This window comes from Phyllobacterium endophyticum (assembly GCF_003010935.1).
In the GTDB taxonomy this organism is placed as follows: Bacteria; Pseudomonadota; Alphaproteobacteria; order Rhizobiales; family Rhizobiaceae; genus Phyllobacterium; species Phyllobacterium endophyticum.
On the sequence record NZ_PGGN01000004.1, the window covers coordinates 679,510 to 701,286 of the forward strand.

Here is a 21,777-nt window from a genome sequence, read left to right on the forward strand (position 1 = left end):
GCTAGTGCCGAATGCGCGGATTGATCAGGCCGTACAACAAGTCGACAGCCAGATTGACCAACATGATAGTGGCAGCAATGATGAGTAGAGCGCCTTGAATAACCGCATAATCACGGCGACTGACCGAATCGACCAGCCATTTGCCGATACCCGGCCACGAGAAAATCGTCTCCGTCAGGATTGCACCGGCAAGCATGACGCCAACCTGCAAGCCGATGGTTGTGACCACAGGTATCATGGCGTTTCGCAGTGCATGCACCCCGATGACGCGAAACGGCGACAACCCTTTCGAGCGGGCGGTGCGAACGTAATCTTCCGACAAGACTTCGAGCATGGCAGAGCGGGTCTGGCGCGCGATGACAGCAAGCGGGATGGTGCCGAGCACGATTGTCGGCAAAACCAGGTGGCTGACCGCGGACTTGAAGGCTCCTGCTTGACCCGAGATCAGCGAGTCGATCAGCATGAAGCCAGTGACCGGCGGAAAGAAGAACAAGAGCGAAATTCGTCCTGAAACGGGCGTCCAGTGCAAGGTGTTGGAAACCAGCATGATCAGGAGCAAGCCCCACCAGAAGATCGGCATCGAGAAACCTATCAGCGCAGTTCCCATGATTGCCTGATCGAAGAAAGAGCCACGCTTGATCGCCGCGAACACCCCGGCCGGGATCCCGAGCAGGACCGCGAAGGTTATGGCGCAGAGCGAAAGCTCAAGTGTTGCCGGGAAAAGCTGGAAGAACTGATCAAGGACCGGCTGCTTGGTCACGATCGAGGTCCCGAAATCACCCCGGAGCACGCCCCATAGATAGTCCAGATACTGGATGACGATCGGGCGGTCGAAGCCGAGCGCATGCGAGATCGCGGCATGACGTTCCGGAGACATCACTCGCTCACCGGATAGCAGCGCAACCGGATCACCCGGCAACATGCGGATAAAAGAAAAGGCGATGATCGATACCCCGACGAAAGTCAGGGCCATGACCGCTACGCGTCCCGTAATAAATCTGAGCATTCCGTACCTTCTTGCCGCTTTTTCGCGGCTGCGTCTTCCGGTATTCTGACCTGTTTCGCGGAAGCAAAAAGGGCGCCCGTCCAGCGGGCACCCTCATATTCAGTTAGCCGCTATTATTCGGTGATATCAACACCGTCGAATGCGAAATCGCCAAGTGGGCTCTGGTGGAAGCCCTCGACGCCCTTGCGCATTGGTACCAGCGATATCGAATGATCAAGCGTTGCCCAGGGAGCTTCTTTCTTGAAGACCACCTGCGCCTGCTCGTACAGCTTTGTACGCTCGGCAATATCAGTGGTTTCCTTGGCCTTGGTCACCAGTTCATCGAATTCCTTGTTGCACCACTGCGCGCGGTTGTTACCGCCGACAGCGTCGCATCCAAGCAAAGTGTCGAGGAAGTTATCGGGATCGCCATTATCGCCGGTCCATCCAAGAATAGCGGCGCCGTCGCGGTCCTTTGCCTTGGACTTGTCGAGATACTCCGCCCATTCATAGGACACGATCTCGGCCTTGACGCCGATCTTCGCCAGATCGGACTGCATCAGTTCTGCAGCGCGACGGGCATTGACCATGTAAGGACGGGCAACCGGCATCGCCCAGATCTTCATGGAAAGATCCTTGACGCCTGCGTCTTCCAGCATTTTCTTGGCTGCATCCGGATCGTATTTGTCGTCCTCGACCGCATCATTGTAGGACCACATTGTCGGCGGGATCGGGTTTTTGGCAGGTGTTGCCAGCCCTTGGAATACGCCGTCGACGATCGCCTTCTTGTTGATTGCCATGTTGAGGGCCTTGCGCACTTCAACCTTGTCAAACGGCGGTACAAGCGTGTTGTAGGCTAGGTAGGCGACGTTCAGGCCCTCCTGTTCCATTACCTTCAGCTCTGGATCCGCTTTCATTGCGGCCACGTCGCTGGGGTTCGGGTAAGGCATCAAGTGGCATTCGCCAGCCTTGAGCTTCTGATATCGTACCGATGCTTCCGTCGTGATTGCGAAAACCAGATCGTCGATCTTCTGCTTGCCGTTCCAATAGTCCGGATTGGCCTTGTAGCGGATGACCGCGTCCTGCTGATAGGCGACGAAAGTGAATGGACCTGTGCCGACCGGCTTCTGATTCATTTCGTTCATCTTGCCGTCAGCCTGCAGCTTGTCGGCATACTCCTTCGAAAGAATGGAGATGAAGGGCATGGCCACATTGGCGAGGAACGGTGCTTCCTTGCGCTTGAGCGTAAACTTGACAGTCATATCGTCGACCTTTTCGATCGACTGCAGCAACTCGGGGAACCCCATGCCTGCGAAATATTCCCACGACGTCCCTGTGACATAGCTGTGCCAGGGATTGTCGGTTTTCCACTGACGTTCGAAGGAGAAGACCACATCATCGGCGTTGAGTTCGCGCGTCGGTGTGAACCATTCGGTTGTCTGGAACTTGACGCCAGGACGAAGCTTGAACGTGTACTGCAAACCGTCATCTGAAATCGTCCAGCTTTCGGCCAGACCTGCCTCAGGCTCGGTCGTTCCCGGCTTGAACTCGAGCAGACGATTGTAGACCGTATGTGCCGCGGCATCGAAAGTATTGCCGCCGGTATAGAGTCCTGGATCAAAGCCTTCCGGCGATGCTTCCGAGCAATATACGAAAGTCTTGGCCGCGGCTCCACCCGCCATCAGCCCACCTGTCAGCATTGCGAGCGCTGTCGCCGCAAGGAGTTTCTTGTAGGTATTCATTTTTTCCACCTTCAGAGGTTTTTTTGTGTTGCAGGCTCCCATGCCTACAACGAAGGTCGCATGGAAGCCTTTGCCATGTCGCAATGCAAGCAGATTTATTCGCAGTCAACCCAGGGAACGGCCCATAATACCGGATTCCGGAGAAATCCTCGATAGATTCTATAAAAAAGGTGAAAATCCCTGAAAATCCGTCCACTCGCATCCAGTATGTCCAGTCGCGTAGCCCTGATGGCTGATGTGCTCATTGCAGAAAAAAGCTGTAGTAGGATGGTGAAATAACCTGACCCGTGCAAGAAGCCAGGAACCCAGCACAAGGAGATTATGGTGAACATCGAGGAACAAATAGCGATTGTGACGGGCGGGGGCTCCGGCTTGGGAGCCGCCACCGCGCGTGCACTGGCGGAAAAAGGCGCCAAAGTTGCGCTTCTTGATATCAATCTTGACGCGGCGCAGCAGGTCGCCGATCAGATTGGCGGACTCGCACTGAGTTGCAACGTGGCCAATGCAGGCGATGCCGAGGCGGCAGTCGCACGCATCACGGAAAAACTCGGTGCACCGCGCATACTCGTAAACTGTGCCGGTATCGCCAACGCAGGGCGTATCGTCGGCCGCGACGGACCTCACGACCTCGAACTCTACCGACGCGTAATCGAGGTTAATCTGATCGGATCTTTCAACATGCTTCGGCTCGTCAGCGACGCCGCCGCAAAGCTCGAGCCACTGGAAACGGGCGAACGCGGCGTGATAATCTCCACAGCGTCGGTAGCCGCATTTGACGGTCAGATCGGTCAGGCAGCGTACGCCTCCTCAAAAGCGGGTATAGCCGGTCTCACTTTGCCCGCGGCGCGCGAACTTGCGCGGTTCGGCATTCGGGTTATGGCGATCGCCCCCGGCATCTTTGGAACGCCAATGCTGCTCGCCATGCCCCAGGACGTTCAGGATTCGCTTGCTGCTTCAATCCCGTTTCCGTCGCGGCTTGGCCGACCGGAGGAATATGCCGCGCTCGCGCTGCACATCATTGAAAATCCCATGTTGAACGGTGAAACCATTCGTCTCGATGGCGCTATCCGCATGACCCCCAAATAAGAGGCAAGTTGACGCACAAATGGAATTTGTGGTTGCAACTTTTACGTGCCGGCGATGTTCTGTTAACGTCGGTCATCTAAATTCCTTTTGAGTAGTCACAGACCACTGACACCGATTGAACCGATCGTGAAAAAGGTAGCAGATGTCCAATATCAATCGTCTGGTCGTGTTGTTGCCAGGGTTTGAGCATATGCCCGTGGAGGCTCACCATCGGCGCTTCATACGCGAGGCCGCCAAGACTGCGCCCGTATATGACATGTCGGTGACCGAGTCGGAGCCTCTTCGCCTTTCTTCGACCGACGGTGCCGTTGCAACTGGCGAATTCAGCCTTCACGCGACGGGCCAAGGTTGGTCCGCCACGACCGATTTCATCCTTTACGGCCTTGGTGACATCACGCTCTTCTACGCCTCCAGAAACCCCTTGCGGCGCTTGGCAAGCGGATTGTTGGCACTCGTCGATTTCGTGGCCACAGGCGCGTTCTTCCGGTTCGTTACGACGAGCTGGCGCTACGCTCTCTTTTTCATTTATCCGCTACTGATCTGCTGTGTCGTACTCGCCGCGGCAGCGGGCACCGGCAAGTTTGCGTCTATTTATAACGGCGTGCCCGTTGGCGTGCTTGTTGCGGTCATTGTTGCCGTACTTTTGTTTTGGGTCGCAGCGTCGAAATTTCACTTCCTGCTCTTGATGGACGACTGGACATTTGCCCGCGACATGGCTCGTGGGAAACGACCAGATGTGATGCGGAAACTCGACCGGGTTATTGCCGACGCTGCAGCCCGGATCAACGATGCGCCGCCTGAAACAGAGATCGTCGTGGCAGCACATAGCCTCGGCGCAGTCTGTGCAATCCCGCTTCTGGACGCCGCCCTCCAGAAAGACAGTTCTCGACGCTGCGGACTTCTCACCGTCGGTTCCAGCCTGTTGAAGGTTGCCCTGCACCCCGCCGCCCGGTCGCTGCGCCGTAGCGTCGAAACGGTAGCGGACAGCAGGACCATCTGGATCGACGTTCAGTCACTGACGGACCCAATGAATTTTTACCAGTCCGACCCCGTGCGGGACCTCGGGATTCAAAGCGGAACGTCGCCAATCCTCGTAAGGGTGCGTTTTCGCAACCAGCTATGCGACGAGGCATACAAAGCTATCAAGCGTGATTTCTTTCGGGTCCATCGCCAGTTTGTTTTCGGTGTCGAGAAACGCACCCATTATTCATGGCACGCCATTTTATGCGGTCCGGAATTATTTGCAGATGTCGCCGCACGGGGCGGTCTGCGCTGCGACCGGACGACAGTTCCCACGGCAAAGCTCAACATCGCCGGAACGGCAACCACATGATTTCACTGGTGTTCGCCGGCAAGCTGTTCTGGCTCCTCCACGTCATCGGCTGGTACGTGCTGCGTCGTCCATTCGACCGGCGGGCTCGAAAGTCCAGTTTGCGCGTCGACCGGAAGAAGGGCGCTGACTCAATCCGGCTCGGGATTTCACTTATGGGGCTCGGCATCCTTCCTGCGGTCTACGTATTCACGGGACAGCCCGCCTTTGCCTCCTACGCCCCCAGCCCTTGGCTTTTCGCGCTCGGGACCGTCTCGGGCGTATCGGCACTGATTCTTTTCCGTCTCACGCACAAGGCGCTTGGAAAAATGTGGTCGGTGTCGCTTCAGCTGAAACAGGACCATAAGCTCGTCACCACCGGAATTTACAAACGCCTTCGTCATCCGATGTATAGCGCGTTCTGGCTGATGGCTTTGGCCCAGGCCCTGCTGCTGCCCAACTATGTGGCCGGGCCGGCTGGTCTCCTCGGCTTCGGTTTTCTGTTCTTTTCACGCATAGGTCCTGAAGAGGCAATGATGCAGGAGGCCTTCGGCGAAGAGTATAGCCAATATCGCACCCACACCTGGCGTGTCCTGCCCTACATCTACTGACCACAGAGAAGCTGACCTTGTTTTCAGGATTTTCAAAAGCCATCGCCGCCAATGCTACCGCGCTCGCGCTGGCGGCATGTCAATCGGTGTCCGCACCGACGAGCACAACTACGGTTTCCGCCTACGCACCGGTCGGTACGGCTCTGATTTCGGCCTATGCACCGGAGATCCCCGATCTCAGTTGTGCCGTTCACGGCAATCCCGGCGGCGTGGCGGCCAAACTCACTGCCAACCGCACGAGGCGCGGTGATCCCGCCTATATCGAATTCCGTCAACGCTTTTCGCCCGGCTTGCCAAGCGGTCACCTTTTCGTCGTTTTTGGTCGGCTCGATCAGAGTGGCGACCCTGTAACCCGCCAATATATCGGTCTCTTCCCCAAAGGCAGTCTGGTTGGGCTTTATGGTGGCGCCATAGTACCCATACCTGCGGATCTGAAACCAAGCTATTCCGACTGCCACTTTTCAGCCAACGCCGCCTACCGGGTATCCCTGAGCGAAGCACAATATCAGCAATTGCTGGGCAAGGTCCGCGCGAACCTTGCCAGCCCCCCCATGTGGCGGATGTTCGGATACAACTGCAACAACTACGCGGCATCGCTGGGCAATGTTGCGGGTCTGGTGGAGCCCGCAAACCGAACGCAACCATCGTTCTCCTATATTTATGCCTATATCGACGCAAACGGGGACAGGGCCCGAAAGCCAGCAAGCTAACTCCCCGCCTTTCATAATTTGGTCCCAATCCACTTGATATCTATGCGGCTTCGGCATCAAGGCGGCTGAATCACGCCACCTTCACATGAGAGCTTGCACGATGAGAATATTGAGCGCCATGCTTTTGCTGCCGGTCGTTCTGGCAAATCCGGCGCTTGCAATGGACAGCGGCGCTGCGGAAGAACTGAAAAGGCTTGATCCGCAGACACGACTGGAACAACGATGTGATCTCGAGGCGATGGAACGTATCCACAAGGATCCACCCAGGCTGGTTGCCGATGAACTCGTCGCCTATGCTTTTGAGGAGCCCACGATCAAAGGTGACAAGATCCGCTCGACAGGCGCGGCTTTCCGCAGCAAAGGCGAGTGGTATCACCTGTCTTACACCTGCGCGACCTCGCCCGATCATATGACGGTAACATCGTTCCAATATTCGATTGGTCAGATCGTCCCCCATAGTGAGTGGTCGCATCACTATCTTGTGTCCGAATAAACCTTCGAGGACGCTCAACATTCAGTTAAGTCAATTGGGCCGATCTTGCGCCAGCAGCATCTGCCCGATTGCGTCGACCTTCTTTGCAGTCGGCGCCTCATACGCGAGTACGCCGTTGCCCGAAGCCGCCTGTGCAGGCTGTGTTACCGGAGACGGAGCCGTGTATTCCATAGCCTGAGCCGGCGGATCGATTGGCACCGCTACCCTATCGCTGGCAAACGCCATCCGCGGCGGCGAAGGCAGGTCCGCCTGGGCAACGAGGAACGGCTGCTGGCCTGTGTCCTTCACAACACGGCCGGACGTCGGCGTAGATATGGTCGCAGCGGTCGGCGCAGCAGCGCTCGCGACCTGCACGTTGCCGCCAGCCATTCTCGTGCTGGCGATGTAGGCGTTAGCTATTGCACGGCTCGCATCGTTAGATGCGATATCGGCAGAGTGATATCGGTCCCGCTTTTCGTAGAAGGCGTTACCGCCCGCGACGACCGTGTAATGCATGTTCTTGTATGGAAATTTCAGACCAGCGGTGTGGAAGAACATTGCATTTTTTACTCTCGGGTTACGCTCGCCCTTGAGCACGGCATCCGCGGCCGCCTGCACGTCCGGTAATGCTGCCGAACGCATTGGCCGTGTCAATACTCCAGGCGCGAACTGGTTCTTCTGTCCAACCACACCGCAAATCGAGTTGCCCCATTTGCCGGAATCGAGGCGGTTCATGACAACGGTACCTACCGCGATCAGACCTTCCTTGCTGGAGCGGTTCGATTCGAAGAACATCGCCCGTTCAAGGCACTCCTTGTCCTTGGGCGTATAGGCGTATGAAGTTGATTTGCTGGTACCGGAATGGCTTGTGAGACCGGCCGAGAGCTTGCTCGTGTTCTGGCTCGTAGTACAACCACTGATAAGACCCGCGGCCGCAACGATACACACGACTGAGTGGATCTTCCACTTACCGAAGCCGATCACGAAGCAATTCTCATCGCTGTTTTTCCTGCTGGTGAAGTTGCTGACAGAATGATCCGATTTGGGGCCAAAGAATGGCAGGCATAACTAATATGATGGAGGAGTTTACCATCCTTTTGAAATTATGGGCTTATTTTCTGCTTCATAACAGCAAAAAAATTTCAATAATGTCAGAATTAAGAATTTGTTTACCGACTGTACCTTAAACTTTATCCAATCGAACAAGCTCGACAGGCATGCTCATGCGCAATCACTCTGTCCGTTACGACACCCGCGAATCAGTTATGGCAGCGCTCGTCGAATTGATGGCGTTGCAAGTTCCGGTTGAAGACGTAGCACCTGTCCTCTGCACGATCGGTCCGGTCGATCTCGATCTTCTTGCCGATTGCATGCATGATGCCGGCTTCAGAGACGACCGCCAGATAGCCGCCTGAATCCTGAATCTTCCTAAGAACGCCGCTATTCTACCTCTGCAAATGAGCTTGTTCCCGTTGCCCCGACGGACTATCAATCAGTCCCGATGAGCTATCAATGAAGGGTCAAGAGTGTCCGAAACGAGAGATGTCCTGCGCGAAATCGATGACAGCGCAATTCGCCTTGCGCGGACGTTGATGCGCACGGCACGTCATGGCGTGATCGCGACACTCGATCCGCAATCCGGCGCTCCCGTCGCTACGCGCGTGGGCGTGTCGACGGACCATGACGGCGCGCCGGTCATTCTTGTTTCGGCTCTCGCTGCACATACGCCCGCATTGATCGCCGATCCTCGCTGTTCGCTTTTGATCGGCGATCCTGGCAAGGGTGATCCCCTCGCTCATCCCCGTATGACGATCACCGCCAAGGCACGAGATATTGCGCGAGGCTCTCCCGAACACGCCCGCATCGAATGGCGTTATCTTTCGCATCTGCCAAAGGCAAAGCTCTATGCCGGCCTTGGCGATTTCCGCTTTTTTCGCCTGGAGCCGAACGATACCAAGCTGAACGGAGGCTTTGGCCGCGCATATCGGCTTAACCCCAGTGATTGGCTTAGCCTCAGTCCTGCCAATGATGAGCTTGCGGCTGCGGAAAAGGCAGCCGTTGACCACATGAACGAGGATCATGCCGACGCCATCGGACTTTACGCCCGCTATTTCGCCAAGGCTCCTGAAGGCAAATGGCGCATGACCGGAATTGATGCCGATGGTTTCGATCTGGCCGATGGCGACGATGTATTGCGTATCTTTTTCAACGAACCGCTAACCTCTGCCAAAGACATGCACATGACGCTCGTGCGCATGGCGGGTGAAGCTCGCGAAGTGCTCGCCGGGCAGCTGTGAAAACTCCCTCCTCGAACGTCCAGGATTGGCTGCAACATCGGGTCACCCGCGTCGTCGATCCACAGGATGAGCGGATTGCCGCCTATCTCAGTATGCGTGAGCGAGACATCGTCGGGCGCGAGGGGCGCTTTATCGCTGAAGGAAAGGTCGTCCTCAATGTGCTTCTCGCTAACCCGGCCTTCGCATTGGAGTCGCTGCTGGTGCTGGAAAACCGCCTCGCAGGACTAACCGGGCAAATCAAGCTCTGCCCGGCCGATGTGCCAGTCTACTGCGTCGCACGCGACGTCATGGACACAATCGCCGGATTTCCGATGCATCGGGGTATCCTTGCGGTCGGCCGGCGCAATGATCGCCGATCGAGCGAAGAATTGATTCTTGCAATGCCGGACAAGGCATTGGCGGTCGTTTTGTGCGGGATTTCCAATCACGACAATATGGGATCAATCTTTCGCAACGCCGCAGCGTTCGAAGCAGACGCCGTTCTGATCGACGAAACAAGTTGCGATCCGCTCTATCGCAAAGCTATCCGCGTCTCGGTGGGCGCTGCGCTTAAAGTCCCTTTTGCCCGGGAAGGATCGATAGAGGCTATCGTGACCAGACTACAGAGCGCCGGATTCGAGATGTTTGCTCTCACTCCTTCAGGTATGACGAGCATTCATGATGCCAAACCCGCACGACGCACGGCATTGCTCCTCGGTACAGAAGGCGAAGGATTGCCCAAGTCACTGTTGGAAAATCTGCAAACGTTCAAAATTCCGATGTCGGCTAACTTTGACAGCCTCAATGTCGCGACTGCATCCGGCATCGCACTATCGCGTTTCAGTCGTTTCTCTGGGTTTTGATGCTGCCGCCTGCAAAGCCCGGATGCGATCGGCAAGGCTGATGATGACCTCGCCATTAGCGTCCTGCACCGGAACCCTCTCGCCCTCCGTCGCCAAAAGTGCGTTTACCTTCGATTCAGGGCCCTCGAGCCGGGCGACCATGGCAACAACCTGCGCCGCAAGTGCGTTCATCTCTTCGCGCAACAGCTTCGTTTCCTGCGCTTGAACGAGAGCAGCTTTGCCACGTGTTGCTTCGAGAACAGGTGCACCACCTTTCTGACGGCCGTCAGCAAGAACCTTGCGCAAGCGGTCTTTCACCCGCTCAATCTCTTTTTCCAGCCGCGAGAGCTTGGCCTCCCTATCGCCAAGCTGCGAAAGTAAGGCACTTGCACGTTTTTCCAGTTCGGTGGTGCGTTGCACCTCCTGCTCCAGTTTTTGCTGCAGCGCCTTGATTTCCGCTTCAGCCCGTTGTCTCAGATTGTCGCTGTCCCGTTTGTCCTGACGTGCCTCTTTGAGTTCGTCCGTGAGATTATCGATCCGCGCCGACTGTGCTGCAACTTCGATTTGCAGGCCATCGGCCTTCATTGCAGTACTGGACATTCGTCTGTGCAAGTGTTCGAGTTCAGCCGATTTCTGCTCGATCAGCCGCTCATGTTCAACGATCAGCGCTGCCGCTTGCTCCAGTTCTCCCTGCCGTCCGGAAACCGAGCTTCGTAATTCGTTACTGGCAACATTGTGCGCCGCGAGTTCAGCCGTGAGATTGCGTACAAGACGTTCTTTCTCGCTGAGTTCCGCCAGTTGGAGCGCATACTTCTCCCGGATGTTATCGAGCATCAGTTCAAGCTTGCGCTCAGCAAGCGCATGCTCGGCGCGCAGGCCATCTCGCTGCGCCTGAATTTCGTTTAGCGTCAGCGGGGTTTCCGCTTCGACATGGCGGCGTGTCAGCAGCATTGCGCGGCGCCAGATCGGCGGCGCGATCAAAAGAGCCAGCAGGACGGCGCTCAAGAACCCGAGAGCAAAATATAGCGCAGACTGGATCACGATCAGGTTCCGTTAGACGTCTATTTCGACAAGTGTAGTATCAGCCCGGTCCTGAAACGCAAAGACGCGAACTGACGGTCCGCGTCGCCATTATGTGATTTTCAGTTCAATGTATCAGAATGGATTCCATGTAGCCGATTGGGTTATCTTCAGATAACCAACATTGACACCGAGGCGTGCGCCGACGCCGGTCCTGATCGGCACCAGCAATACCTGGTTCCGTTTGAGCACGTTGAATCCAACCCCAGCAAAGAGATAGGCTGAGCCGGCAACGCCGACAAACCGACCATAAAGGTTCTGCACATCATCGAGATTATAGACGAGCATCATGACCCGCGAGCCCTGCCCGCCAAAGTCCCAACCGATCGATGGTCCCTGCCAGAACGTTTTGTGGTCGCCGGCATTCTTCGTATATAGCGAACCTTCGCCGTAGGTGAGGCCACCGATCAGAGCGCCGGATCCTTCCTCTCCCAGGACATAGCCATTCGGCAAACCATAACTCTGGAAGACCTTTTCCACAGCGGTTGCAAGCCCACCCGAAGTCGATCCGAAGAACCGCTGTCCGGAGTTGACGATTTCCTCCATCGTATAGGTTTCTTGCGCACGCGCTGTCTGCGCCTGGGCAAGGACGAGCGATGCGATTGTTAAAATCAGGAGAAAGCCGCGGTTCAAAGACAAGAGTAGAGACGCCATCATAAATCCTTTTGGCTGTTCGCTTCTTTGCCTGACGCCTGATGCAATGATCAGCAGATCTTGTGCCTGCTTGAGAATCGAACTCATTTTAAGGTGCTAAACCTTGTATAAAAGTTTATGAATCGATCTTGGCATTTCAATGACTTGCAAAGACTGGCAAAAACCTCGCAATTTCGTTCCATACTCGCTACGGCGAGGACGTTCTTGCCGATCACGACCGAGCTATGTATCCCAATAGGCATGAAAACGGATTGATTCGCGGGTGACTGATTCGCGAACAGCATTCTAAAGCAGTCAGCCAATCTTCAGGAGACCCCTATGACATTGCCCGTCATTCTCTCGGCAACGGACCTCGGAGCGCTCCTGAGCAGCCGCATCTGCCACGACATCATTTCACCGGTCGGTGCCATTAATAATGGCCTTGAGTTACTCGAAGAGGGTGGTTCCGATGAGGACGCGATGAGCCTCATCAAATCAAGTGCCCGCAGCGCCTCCGCGCGTCTGCAGTTTGCACGCATAGCTTTCGGCGCGGCCGGTTCCGCAGGAGTTCAGATCGATACCGGTGACGCACAGAACGTCGCAAACGAATATATGAAGGGCGAGAAGGCTCAATTGAGCTGGGAGGGAACGAGAGTGCTGCTTCCCAAGAACAAGGTGAAGCTTCTGTTGAACCTCGTCTTGATCGCCAACGCTGCCCTGCCCCGCGGCGGGACATTGTCGGTCGCACTGCAAACTCCGGAAACGCAGCCACGTTTCGTCCTGACATCGCGCGGTCCGATGCTTCGCGTCCCGCCGAAGTTCCTCGAGCTGCACAGCGGCAATGCTCCCGAAGAACCAATCGACGCGCATGGCGTTCAGCCTTACTACACCTTGCTGCTCGCTCAGGAATCCGGCATGACGATATCCATCCATGCGAGCCCGGAAGAGATCGTCTTCACAGCCGCGTAGAATTCTGCCTGATTGTCCTAAATATTTACCATCGTCCTTGGGGGTTTATTCACCCCGGGACTGGTAGTCTGACGTCCTGGACAAACGCAATTCGCCTGTGCGGGGAGAGTTCAATTGCTACGCTGCATGATCGTCGACGGATCGCCTGTGGTCAGGAAAGTTGCGCGCAGGCTCATTGCGAATGAGGCGATTATCGTGACGACAGCTGATACGGGCTACCAGACGATCGCCGCATGCAGTGTCGAGATGCCCGACGTGATCATCCTTGATGATGCACTTTCTGATATGCCGGCCCCCGATATCATCAGTCAGGTGCGCGCCTTGCCAGGCGGTGAGAACACCAGAATTTATCTTTGCCTGCCCGAAGTCGACCTGAGCCGGATCATGCGGGCAAAGCGCGCCGGCGCAGCCGGATATCTTCTCAAGCCGTTCAATCGTGCTTCCATTGCCGAAATCCTGCCGCCAATCCCAGTAGAAAGCTGATGCAGGAAGGACAATCCGGGCTTCCCATAATGTTCTTCGCTTCGGCCAGAGAATTCGAAGCGTGGCTGGCTGAACAGCCGCGTACCGCACCCGGAATTTGGCTCAAGCTTGCAAAGAAAGGTTCAGGCATCGTCAGCATATCTCATGCCGAAGCGATCGAAAGTGCCTTGTGCCATGGCTGGATTGATAGCCAGAGTGACAAGTTCGATGACGCTCGCTGGCTCCTTCGCTTCACTCCGCGCAAATTGCAGAGCAAGTGGTCGGAACGAAACCGGTCGAAAGTACTTGAACTCATCCGGGAAGGCAGGATGAAGCCTGCTGGTCTTGCAGAGATCGAACGGGCAACGGCTGATGGCAGGTGGGATGCCGCCTATGCACCGCAAAGCACGGCCAGAGTGCCCGATGATCTTCAGTCGGCTTTGGATAATAATCTCGATGCTCAGGCATTTTTCGACCAGATCAACAAGACCAATCGATATGCCATTCTTCATCGTATAATGACTGCGAAACAAGCAAAAACTCGTGCGAGCCGCATCCAGAAATTCGTGGATATGCTGGCCAGAGGCGAAACGATCTATCCATCCAAGGCCAGGCCGTCCAAATAAAAAGCCCCGCTTTCGCGGAGCTCTTTAGAAACTTCTATGACCCGGATCAGGCGATTTCGCGCAGGTCCGATGCATCTGGCTCGCGCAACACATAGCCGCGGCCCCATACGGTCTCGATGTAGTTTATGCCGCCGGAAGCGCTGTCGAGCTTCTTGCGCAGCTTGCAGATGAATACGTCGATGATCTTGAGTTCCGGCTCGTCCATACCGCCATAAAGGTGATTGAGGAACATTTCCTTGGTGAGCGTGGTGCCCTTGCGCAGCGAGAGCAACTCCAGCATCTGATATTCTTTGCCCGTCAGGTGAACGCGCTGGCCGGTGACTTCCACCGTCTTGGCATCCAGGTTGACGATCAGGTCGCCAGTGGTGATGACTGATTGCGCATGGCCTTTGGAACGGCGCACGATCGCGTGGATACGGGCAACCAGCTCGTCCTTGTGAAAGGGCTTGGTCATATAGTCGTCGGCGCCGAAACCGAGCCCGCGAACCTTGTCCTCGATACCGGCCATGCCCGAAAGGATCAGGATAGGCGTCTTCACCTTGGAGAGGCGAAGCGTCCTCAGGACTTCATAACCGGACATGTCCGGCAGGTTGAGGTCGAGGAGGATGATATCGTAGTCGTAGAGCTTGCCGAGATCGACACCCTCTTCGCCCAAATCCGTCGTATAAACATTAAAGCTTTCCGACTTCAGCATCAGTTCGATGCTCTGGGCCGTTGCACTATCGTCTTCGATTAAAAGAACCCGCATATCATTCCCCTTTTCCCGCCGCTGAAATGGGTTGCCCAAACCCTGTAGTCAGGCAATCCCGAGTCAGGTCGCGAAACAAGCCGTTTCCATAACGTTAAGATTGCCACCGAATGGTTAACAAAATCTAATTCCGCTTTGCAAGTGTCTTTGACTCTTGATTTAAAAGTCTCACACACAGCCTTGATTCATAAAGCCTACTCACGATCAGGCGAAGCATCAGGTTTCCGCCTTAAGCGATTCAAACGACTCGATAAATCACTGCCTAAAAACTTGCGGCGCCGATTTACAGAGCTTTAAGTCTTAAGGCGTATGATTAATGCTGAACGTAAAGAAAAGGTTACCAGCAAGGGCAGCCTTTAAGTTTTTGTTTCGATTTCCCGAAGTGATTCGGGGTGAATTCGTGCCGGATGATCCGCCGCCAGTTTCTCAAGCGGCGATCAGAGTACCGGTCTTTGTAAAGGTGTTGAGGGGGTAGTGAGCATGAAGTCGCATGAAGGTTTGGTTCGGCTGAAGCTCTTTCAGGTGAAGGAAAAGCGCCGTCAACTCGGCCAGCTCGATCTGATGATGGGCGAGTTCGAGCGCATGGCCGCTGAACTCGATGCCCAGATACTGTCGGAAGAAAAGAAAGCCGGCATCACGGACACCACCCATTTCGCCTACCCAACCTTCGCGAAAGCCGCACGTCAGCGCCGCGACAATCTGTTCGTTTCGATCCGCGACCTGAAGTCTCAGAAAGATGAGGCAGAGGCCGCACTATTGGAGTCGGAAGCCGAACTCGCAAAGGCGGAAGCGCTCGAGCAACGGGATGGCAAGCCGCGGGATGTGGAAGAAGTCCCCGTTCCAGACCGCCGCTCGATGATCGGTTAGTGGAGGCTCTTTGAGAATTCCTCCAACACGTGAAGTTCTCAAAAAGCCTTTATCTCTGCTGAACGACGTCTGCCCATTCCTCGTGCCTGAGCGATTGCGCGCGCATGAAGGGACACAGCGGTATTATCTTCCAGCCTCCTGCGCGCGCATCCTCCACCGCATGCAGCGCTAGCGCCTGCCCCACGCCCTGACCTCGCAATGCATCCGGCACCGACGTGTGATCGATGATGATCAGGCGGGGACTGGCACGCGAGTATGACATCTCGGCCTCATGGTTGGAAACATTGGCCACGTAGCGCCCGCCACTTTCCGTATCCTGCCTGTCGATATGGATATGATCTTCCATTGCCGCATCCTTCTAAACGGTACCAGTAGCCAACGACCAACCGGTACCGGTCACCGGTCCTCAATTGTTTTTGGCGGACTCGACTTTGGGCAGACTCGCTGCATCGCCGACAATGTTGACGGTTTCGTCGAGAATGACGTCCTTGGCTTCCTTCAACGCCTTCTCGCTTGCTAAGCTTTCGCTCAAGCTGCGCTCGTCTGCCTGCAGTCCATCCTCCCTGAACACTAGGTCGGCCGGTGACGTCGAACCTTTCCCATCTGCCGACTCACGCGCCTTGAGACGCGCTATCTGACGGTCTCTCTCGGCGCGCCTTTCCGTTTCATTGAGCGAGATGATGCTTTGCTTGCGCAAAAGCTCCAGTTCGTTCACATCCTCGACCAGACGGGTGAAATCCTTGTCTTTTGCGGCGCGAGCGTTATGACGGCTTTGTAGCTCCGGCAGGATTGGCTTGATCTCGCCAAGCGGCCTGTAGTCCGCAGGTTTGATCTGCAACCAGGGCAGCGCATTGTCAAAACTTGACTCCCCAAGTTTCTCCTCGTCGAGGAAACCCGGCAAAATGATGTCCGGTGTCACGCCGCGGAGCTGGGTCGTTCCGCCATTTATCCGGAAGAATTGCGCAACCGTCATTTTCAGTTCGCCGAGTTCCGGGGTTGCATTCCCGGCTTCCTTGTCCAGGTCCACAACGGTCTGCACCGTGCCCTTACCGAAACTGGGTTCGCCGACGATGACGCCCCGCCCGTAGTCCTGAATGGCCGCCGCAAAAATTTCGGAGGCAGAGGCGGAACCACGGTTGATAAGTACGGCCAACGGTCCGGTCCAGAGGGCGGTGGCGCGCTTGTTGCCGTTGACCTTGATCTCGCCATCACCATTGCGCTGCTGAAGTACCGGTCCCTTGCCGACGAAAAAGCCGGTCAACTCGATGGCTTGCGGCAAGGAACCTCCGCCATTGTTGCGCAAATCCATCACAATTCCGTCGACATCGTCTTTCTTCAGTTCGGCCAACAGCTTGGCGACATCGCGGCTGGCGCTCCGGTAATCCTTGTCGCCGCGCCGCCGCCCGTCGAAATCCTCGTAGAATGTGGGGAGCGTTATCACGCCGATCTTGCGGGTCGTCTCCCCGTCCTTCACGATCTTGACGCTTTTCTGGGCCGCCTGCTTTTCCAGGCTGATATTGTCTCGAACCAGCGGAACGATGCGATGCTTGCCATCGAGCCCCGCATCCGTTGGCAGTATGTCCAGGCGGACCACCGTATCTTTCTCGCCGCGTATCAGCTTTACGACTTCATTCACACGCGTTCCGACGACATCTACGATCTCACCATCCTTCCCCTGGGCGACACCGACGATCCGGTCACCGACAGCCAGTTGGCCCGATAGCTGTGCCGGCCCGCCGGGGACCAGCTCGCGTATGGTCGTGTATTCGTCGCGCTCCTGCAGGACGGCCCCAATACCAACGAGGGAAAGCTTCATCGAAATGTCGAAGTCCGATGCCGCCGCTACGCCGAGATAATCGGTGTGCGGTTCGATCGAGTTCGTATAGGCGGTCATGAATGTCTGAAATACATCGTCACTCTTGTACTTGTAGGCGCGGGCCTGCGAGTTGCTGTAACGCTTGTTAAGCGTCTCACGTATGGTCGCTTCCGGCGTACCGGCCAGTTTCAGGCGCAGCCAATCGTTTTTAACGCGCTTGCGCCATAGGTCTTGGCTTTCCTCGATTGTTTTCGGCCAAGGCTCCTTGTCGCGGATAAGCGTGTAACTTTCGTTCTGACTGAAGTCGAAACCATTCTCGAGCAAATCACGCGCGTAATTCAGGCGCTCTACGTAACGTTGCTCATAAACGTTGAAGATGGCAAACGGGATGCTGAGATCGTCTTTGAAGATCGCATCATCGATGTTGTCTCTATTGGTCATGAATTGATCAATGTCGGACTGAAGGAAGAAGAAGCGTTCCGGGTCCAGCAACTCGATGTAACGGTTCATTATCTTGGCGGACAAAGCGTCGTCCAGCGGCACCTTCTTATAATGATAATAGGTCAGCACCTGTGCACTCAGATGCGCGGCCCTGGCCTGCTCTTCCTCCGGGGCAAGCACAGGCGGCAAATTCGCCTCCAGTGCATGGGCAGAGGAAAAGAACGCCAGAAATACGAGCAGCAAGGCAAATTTGGTACGCATAGATGTATCGATCCAATGTTACGTCCGGGTCAAAATCACCGGAGTACTCAAATATTCAAAATTACGCCGGAAGTAAGTCGGCACTACCTTAACTATGGCGACATGTGATGGGAAGCGTCAACCGCGGTACAAGCGAATGTGATCCAGTGTGTCCGGTCGCTGGTCCTTGACGGCCGCCGCCGGTTTCCGCATGCATATGCAACATCAATGGTGGTCTAGACCCGCATGCAGATACGATCGTTCATCCCCATCCTCCTGTTCATAGCCACATTCTCGCTGGCTCTGGGGATGACGATGCCGCTGATGAGCGTCAGCCGCTTATACTTCTTCGACGAAAACCCTTCGCTGCTTGGCGTAATCCGATCATTGTGGTCGGGCGGTGAATGGTTGCTGGCGGCCATTGTCGCGATCTTTTCGGTGATTTTACCCGTCACAAAGCTGGCTGTGGGGCAATTGGCTGCATCGCAGGTTCCCGCTGCCGCCCATGCCTTGCATCGCTGGATTACAATTTTGTCGAAATGGTCCATGCTGGATGTGTTGCTCGTGGCTCTCGTCATTTTCGGCGCCAAGACAAGCGGGCTCGCCACGGCGATCGCGCAGCCGGGTCTATGGTTCTTCACCGCCTCGGCAATTCTGTCTGCAGCTGCAGCACATCTTATTGTTCGAGAAGAAACGTCTGTGACCTAGATGTTGCGATGCAAACGAAAAGGGCCGGTCTCGCGACCAGCCCTTGTTCTATTCAAATGCACCATCATCTAATGACGATATTGCTGTATCCGGGTAGTTCTAAGACCAGCCAGACCATGATCAGAGATCGAGGACTGCCAGGACAGGAACTCTTCCACCGTCAACGTGTAGCGATGGCAGGCCTCCTCAAGACTAAGAAGACCACCGCGCACAGCGGCAACCACCTCAGCCTTGCGGCGGATAACCCAACGCCGCGTGTTCGCGGGTGGAAGATCGGCGATGGTCAGCGGGCTGCCATCCGGGCCGATTACGTATTTTACTCTCGGTCGAACAAGATCGGTCATTGTACTCTCTACACTAAACTTCAAGACCTATCGCAGCTGACATTACAGTCAGGGCTTTAATAATTGCCTAAACCCCGAGTCATTGTCTGGTAACTTCGGTTAATGGATTGGCCGTATTTTCGTTAAACTTGCAGGTGATCCGCAAAATTTCGGCGCAACGCTATCAGGGGACCGCCGAAACCTTTTACTTAAGAAAAATATCATCGGCACCGCTTCTTGTTGGCAAGACCGGGTCGATGGCCTATATAGTGCCGATAATGCGCTGCGCCCTTATGCCGCGACGAAAACGGATCTGCTATGACACTGAATAATCTCGATCTGCCGGGAAGACCGGAAGACACTCGCATCGTCGTTGCCATGTCGGGCGGCGTGGATTCTTCTGTTGTGGCCGGTATTCTCAAGCGCCAGGGCTATGATGTCGTTGGCGTTACGCTTCAGCTTTATGATCATGGCGCATCGACCCATCGTGCCGGTTCGTGCTGTGCGGGTCAGGACATAGAAGACGCACGCCGCGTTTCCGAGCGCCTTGGCATTCCGCATTATGTGCTCGATTACGAAGCGCGTTTCCGCGAAGCTGTGATCGATCCGTTCGCCGCAAGCTATGTCAGCGGCGAAACACCGATCCCTTGCGTTTCCTGCAACCAGACCGTCAAGTTCGCCGATCTCCTGCAGACCGCACGCGATCTCGGCGCCGATGCACTGGCGACTGGTCATTACATCCGCAGCAGCGCCAATGGTGCGCACCGTGCCCTCTATCGTCCTGTCGACACCGACAAGGACCAGAGCTATTTCCTCTTCGCAACGACGCAGGAACAGATCGACTATCTGCGCTTCCCGCTCGGCGGACTGACAAAGCCCGAAACGCGCGCGATCGCAGAGGAGCTAGGCCTGACGGTTGCAAACAAGCAGGACAGCCAGGACATCTGCTTCGTACCGCAGGGTAAATATTCAGACATTATCTCCAAGCTGAAGCCGGAAGCGGCCAATCCCGGTGACATCGTGCACATCGATGGTCGTGTGCTCGGCCGCCACGAAGGCATCGTTCACTACACGATCGGCCAGCGCCGCGGCATCGGCGTGGCGACTGGCGATCCTCTTTATGTAGTGCATCTCGACGCAGCCAACGCGCGCGTCATCGTCGGCCCGCGTGAGGCGCTCGAGACTCGCAAAGTGTACCTGCGCAACGTCAATTGGCTCGGCGACGACGCTTTGGATAACATTCCCGCAAGCGGCGTCGAGGTTTACGCCAAGGTCCGTTCCACCCGCCCGCCCCGTCCGGCAGTTCTGCATCATCAGGGCGGCGACACCTGGGTGGAGCTGGTAGATGGCGAAAGCGGTATAGCGCCGGGGCAGGCCTGCGTGCTTTACTCGGACGACAGCAACACGGCCCGCGTGTTCGGCGGCGGTTTCATTGGCCGCTCGGAGCGCGCGCCGCAGGCTGAAGCCATGCTGAAACGCCTCGCCCAGCAGGGCCAGCACGCCTGATCAGATCAGTTCGACTTGAAGGAAATGGGGGCCGTCAGGCCCCTTTTTCGTGGAACTCGCGAATTGTACCGATAATCCGCTCCTGATCGTCTTTGCTCAAATATGGATGCATTGGCAGGCACAATATATTCTTCGGCAAGGTTTCCGAAACCGGCAGACCACCCGGCGCGCGCATGTAATGCGCATAGGCTTCCTGAAGGTGTAGCGGCTTCACATAATAGATCACCGAGGGAATGCCGTTCGCCTGCAGGTGTGCCTTGAGCGCATCGCGGTTTTCCGTCTCGATGGCGTATTGCGCCCAGGCGGACCGCGAACCTTCCGGCATCAATGCCACTTTGACGATGTCTCTCAGGCCGTCGGCATATCGCCTGGCAACAACCTGCCGGGCTTCCATCTCGTCTTCGAGAATTGCGAGTTTCTCTAAGAGGATCGCCGCCTGGATCGTATCGAGACGCGAGTTCAAGCCAATACGCACATTGTCATATTGTGTCTCGCCCTTGCCGTGGAACAGCACGGAACGTAGCAACTCTGCGAAGGCAGCGTCATTGGTGAACATGGCGCCGCCATCGCCGTAGCAGCCGAGAGGCTTGGCCGGGTAGAAGCTCGTAGCTCCTACATCGCCGAACGCGCCGCACATGGCGTTGTCGCGCTTGCCGCCGATGGATTGCGCCGCGTCTTCGATGACGAAGAGGTTTTCCCGGGCCGCGACCGCCGAAAGGGCCGTGTAGTCAGCGGCAAGTCCGAACAGATCGACGGGGATGATCGCCTTCGGCTCCACTCGGCCTTCTGCGCGCACAGCGGCAATGGCGGCTTCAAGCTGCTTCACGTCGATATTGTAGGTGTCCGGATCGACATCGACGAAGACAGGCTCGGCGCCGGCCAGCGCCACCACTTCTGCGGTCGCCGCGAAGGTGAAGCTCGGGCAGAACACCGCATCGCCGGGACCAATTCCCTTCGCCATCAGCGGAATGAGCAGTGCGTCGGTGCCATTGGCACAGGCAACGACGTGCTCGACGCCGATATACTCGGCCAGGCGCTTTTCAAATTCGGCAACTTCCGGCCCGAGAATGTATTTGCCCTCGCGCACAACCTTGGCGATTGCCGCGTCGATTTTGCCGCTAATCCGTTCACGCTGTGCGCCGAGATCGATGAACTGCATCATTGCTCCACTGTCAATGTCTCCGCGAATCTGCGCCGGGAAACTGTTTGGCTACTCTCTAAAAGGGCGAAGCACGGTCCGCCAGAGTGCGCCATTTCAAAGTTTGTGCGGCCTTGTAACAACGCTTTATGTCGAGAGCAATGCGATTGCCTATCGATAGTGCTTG

Annotated in this window: 24 protein-coding genes; 14 read left to right on the forward strand and 10 right to left on the reverse strand. The window is 56.1% G+C overall.

Features of this window, described 5'->3' with window-relative positions:
• Position 1 precedes the first annotated feature (1 nt).
• Positions 2-1,006 carry an ABC transporter permease subunit gene (locus CU100_RS21460; protein ID WP_106718596.1) on the reverse strand — a complete coding sequence of 335 codons (1,005 nt, stop codon included), beginning with the start codon at positions 1,004-1,006 and terminating at the stop codon, positions 2-4.
• Between the two features lie 113 nt (positions 1,007-1,119).
• Positions 1,120-2,727 carry an ABC transporter substrate-binding protein gene (locus CU100_RS21465; RefSeq protein WP_106718597.1) on the reverse strand — a complete coding sequence of 536 codons (1,608 nt, stop codon included), beginning with the start codon at positions 2,725-2,727 and terminating at the stop codon, positions 1,120-1,122.
• 324 nt (positions 2,728-3,051) lie between these two features.
• Here CU100_RS21465 and CU100_RS21470 point away from each other — a divergent pair, with 324 nt between their 5' ends.
• The 5 genes from CU100_RS21470 (at position 3,052) to CU100_RS21490 (ending at position 6,936) form a co-directional block, all read left to right on the forward strand.
• Positions 3,052-3,813, forward strand: a complete 762-nt coding sequence (locus CU100_RS21470) for a 3-hydroxyacyl-CoA dehydrogenase (protein ID WP_106718708.1) — start codon at positions 3,052-3,054, stop codon at positions 3,811-3,813.
• A gap of 142 nt (positions 3,814-3,955) precedes the next feature.
• Positions 3,956-5,146, forward strand: coding sequence for a hypothetical protein (locus CU100_RS21475; protein ID WP_106718598.1), 1,191 nt, complete (start codon positions 3,956-3,958; stop codon positions 5,144-5,146).
• On the forward strand, positions 5,143-5,733 hold the full coding sequence (locus CU100_RS21480) for a protein-S-isoprenylcysteine O-methyltransferase (protein WP_106718599.1): 591 nt from the start codon (positions 5,143-5,145) through the stop codon (positions 5,731-5,733). Before CU100_RS21475 ends, CU100_RS21480 begins: the two co-directional genes overlap by 4 nt.
• A gap of 17 nt (positions 5,734-5,750) precedes the next feature.
• Positions 5,751-6,443 (forward strand): hypothetical protein, encoded by a 693-nt coding sequence (locus CU100_RS21485; protein ID WP_106718600.1) that lies wholly within the window; start codon positions 5,751-5,753, stop codon positions 6,441-6,443.
• 100 nt (positions 6,444-6,543) lie between these two features.
• Positions 6,544-6,936 carry a DUF930 domain-containing protein gene (locus CU100_RS21490; protein WP_106718601.1) on the forward strand — a complete coding sequence of 131 codons (393 nt, stop codon included), beginning with the start codon at positions 6,544-6,546 and terminating at the stop codon, positions 6,934-6,936.
• Positions 6,937-6,966: 30 nt separating this feature from the next.
• Here CU100_RS21490 and CU100_RS21495 read toward each other — a convergent pair whose 3' ends face one another.
• Positions 6,967-7,899 carry a cell wall hydrolase gene (locus tag CU100_RS21495; RefSeq protein ID WP_245419156.1) on the reverse strand — a complete coding sequence of 311 codons (933 nt, stop codon included), beginning with the start codon at positions 7,897-7,899 and terminating at the stop codon, positions 6,967-6,969.
• A 239-nt stretch (positions 7,900-8,138) separates the two neighbouring features.
• On the opposite strand from CU100_RS21495, the gene CU100_RS21500 reads away from it, so the two are divergent.
• The 3 genes from CU100_RS21500 to CU100_RS21510 all read left to right on the forward strand — a co-directional run bounded on the left by CU100_RS21500 (position 8,139) and on the right by CU100_RS21510 (position 10,054).
• A complete protein-coding gene (locus CU100_RS21500) occupies positions 8,139-8,330 on the forward strand; it encodes a hypothetical protein (protein ID WP_146141887.1) in 192 nt (63 codons plus the stop codon).
• A 111-nt stretch (positions 8,331-8,441) separates the two neighbouring features.
• Entirely contained in the window at positions 8,442-9,212 is a 771-nt protein-coding gene (locus CU100_RS21505; RefSeq protein WP_106718603.1) for a HugZ family pyridoxamine 5'-phosphate oxidase, read from the forward strand.
• A 92-nt stretch (positions 9,213-9,304) separates the two neighbouring features.
• The gene (locus tag CU100_RS21510) at positions 9,305-10,054 is read left to right on the forward strand and encodes a TrmH family RNA methyltransferase (RefSeq protein ID WP_106718710.1); all 750 of its coding nucleotides are present in this window, start codon (positions 9,305-9,307) and stop codon (positions 10,052-10,054) included.
• Here the strand turns inward: CU100_RS21510 and CU100_RS21515 are convergent.
• Positions 10,022-11,074 carry a coiled-coil domain-containing protein gene (locus tag CU100_RS21515; RefSeq protein ID WP_106718604.1) on the reverse strand — a complete coding sequence of 351 codons (1,053 nt, stop codon included), beginning with the start codon at positions 11,072-11,074 and terminating at the stop codon, positions 10,022-10,024. The two genes, CU100_RS21510 and CU100_RS21515, sit on opposite strands and share 33 nt — an antisense overlap.
• Before the next feature lie 114 nt (positions 11,075-11,188).
• Entirely contained in the window at positions 11,189-11,767 is a 579-nt protein-coding gene (locus tag CU100_RS21520; RefSeq protein ID WP_106718711.1) for a DUF1134 domain-containing protein, read from the reverse strand.
• 318 nt (positions 11,768-12,085) lie between these two features.
• On the opposite strand from CU100_RS21520, the gene chpT reads away from it, so the two are divergent.
• From chpT to CU100_RS21540, 3 genes are all read left to right on the forward strand, one after another.
• Entirely contained in the window at positions 12,086-12,715 is a 630-nt protein-coding gene (chpT, locus tag CU100_RS21530; protein ID WP_106718606.1) for a histidine phosphotransferase ChpT, read from the forward strand.
• 114 nt (positions 12,716-12,829) lie between these two features.
• Entirely contained in the window at positions 12,830-13,198 is a 369-nt protein-coding gene (locus CU100_RS21535; protein ID WP_106718607.1) for a response regulator, read from the forward strand.
• Complete coding sequence (locus CU100_RS21540) at positions 13,198-13,803, forward strand: YdeI/OmpD-associated family protein (protein ID WP_106718608.1); 606 nt, start codon at positions 13,198-13,200, stop codon at positions 13,801-13,803. The genes CU100_RS21535 and CU100_RS21540 overlap by 1 nt, the downstream gene beginning before the upstream one ends.
• 46 nt (positions 13,804-13,849) lie before the next feature.
• On the opposite strand, the gene ctrA is transcribed toward CU100_RS21540, so the two are convergent.
• Positions 13,850-14,551: a response regulator transcription factor CtrA gene (gene ctrA / locus CU100_RS21545; RefSeq protein ID WP_106718609.1), complete on the reverse strand. Its 702-nt coding sequence runs from the start codon at positions 14,549-14,551 to the stop codon at positions 13,850-13,852.
• A gap of 480 nt (positions 14,552-15,031) precedes the next feature.
• On the opposite strand from ctrA, the gene CU100_RS21550 reads away from it, so the two are divergent.
• Positions 15,032-15,418: a flagellar export protein FliJ gene (locus CU100_RS21550; RefSeq protein ID WP_106718610.1), complete on the forward strand. Its 387-nt coding sequence runs from the start codon at positions 15,032-15,034 to the stop codon at positions 15,416-15,418.
• Between the two features lie 49 nt (positions 15,419-15,467).
• Here the strand turns inward: CU100_RS21550 and CU100_RS21555 are convergent, their stop codons facing one another.
• Both CU100_RS21555 and CU100_RS21560 read right to left on the reverse strand, forming a co-directional pair.
• On the reverse strand, positions 15,468-15,764 hold the full coding sequence (locus tag CU100_RS21555; protein ID WP_106718611.1) for a GNAT family N-acetyltransferase: 297 nt from the start codon (positions 15,762-15,764) through the stop codon (positions 15,468-15,470).
• A gap of 60 nt (positions 15,765-15,824) precedes the next feature.
• The gene (locus CU100_RS21560; protein ID WP_106718612.1) at positions 15,825-17,936 is read right to left on the reverse strand and encodes a carboxy terminal-processing peptidase; all 2,112 of its coding nucleotides are present in this window, start codon (positions 17,934-17,936) and stop codon (positions 15,825-15,827) included.
• 225 nt (positions 17,937-18,161) lie between these two features.
• Here CU100_RS21560 and CU100_RS21565 point away from each other — a divergent pair, with 225 nt between their 5' ends.
• Positions 18,162-18,623, forward strand: a complete 462-nt coding sequence (locus CU100_RS21565) for a paraquat-inducible protein A (RefSeq protein ID WP_106718613.1) — start codon at positions 18,162-18,164, stop codon at positions 18,621-18,623.
• A gap of 68 nt (positions 18,624-18,691) precedes the next feature.
• Here CU100_RS21565 and sciP read toward each other — a convergent pair whose 3' ends face one another.
• Positions 18,692-18,967 (reverse strand): CtrA inhibitor SciP, encoded by a 276-nt coding sequence (gene sciP, locus CU100_RS21570; RefSeq protein WP_091878079.1) that lies wholly within the window; start codon positions 18,965-18,967, stop codon positions 18,692-18,694.
• Between the two features lie 297 nt (positions 18,968-19,264).
• On the opposite strand from sciP, the gene mnmA reads away from it, so the two are divergent.
• The gene (gene mnmA / locus CU100_RS21575) at positions 19,265-20,452 is read left to right on the forward strand and encodes a tRNA 2-thiouridine(34) synthase MnmA (protein ID WP_183635432.1); all 1,188 of its coding nucleotides are present in this window, start codon (positions 19,265-19,267) and stop codon (positions 20,450-20,452) included.
• A gap of 34 nt (positions 20,453-20,486) precedes the next feature.
• Here mnmA and CU100_RS21580 read toward each other — a convergent pair whose 3' ends face one another.
• Positions 20,487-21,611, reverse strand: coding sequence for a DegT/DnrJ/EryC1/StrS family aminotransferase (locus tag CU100_RS21580; RefSeq protein ID WP_106718713.1), 1,125 nt, complete (start codon positions 21,609-21,611; stop codon positions 20,487-20,489).
• Positions 21,612-21,777 lie beyond the last annotated feature (166 nt).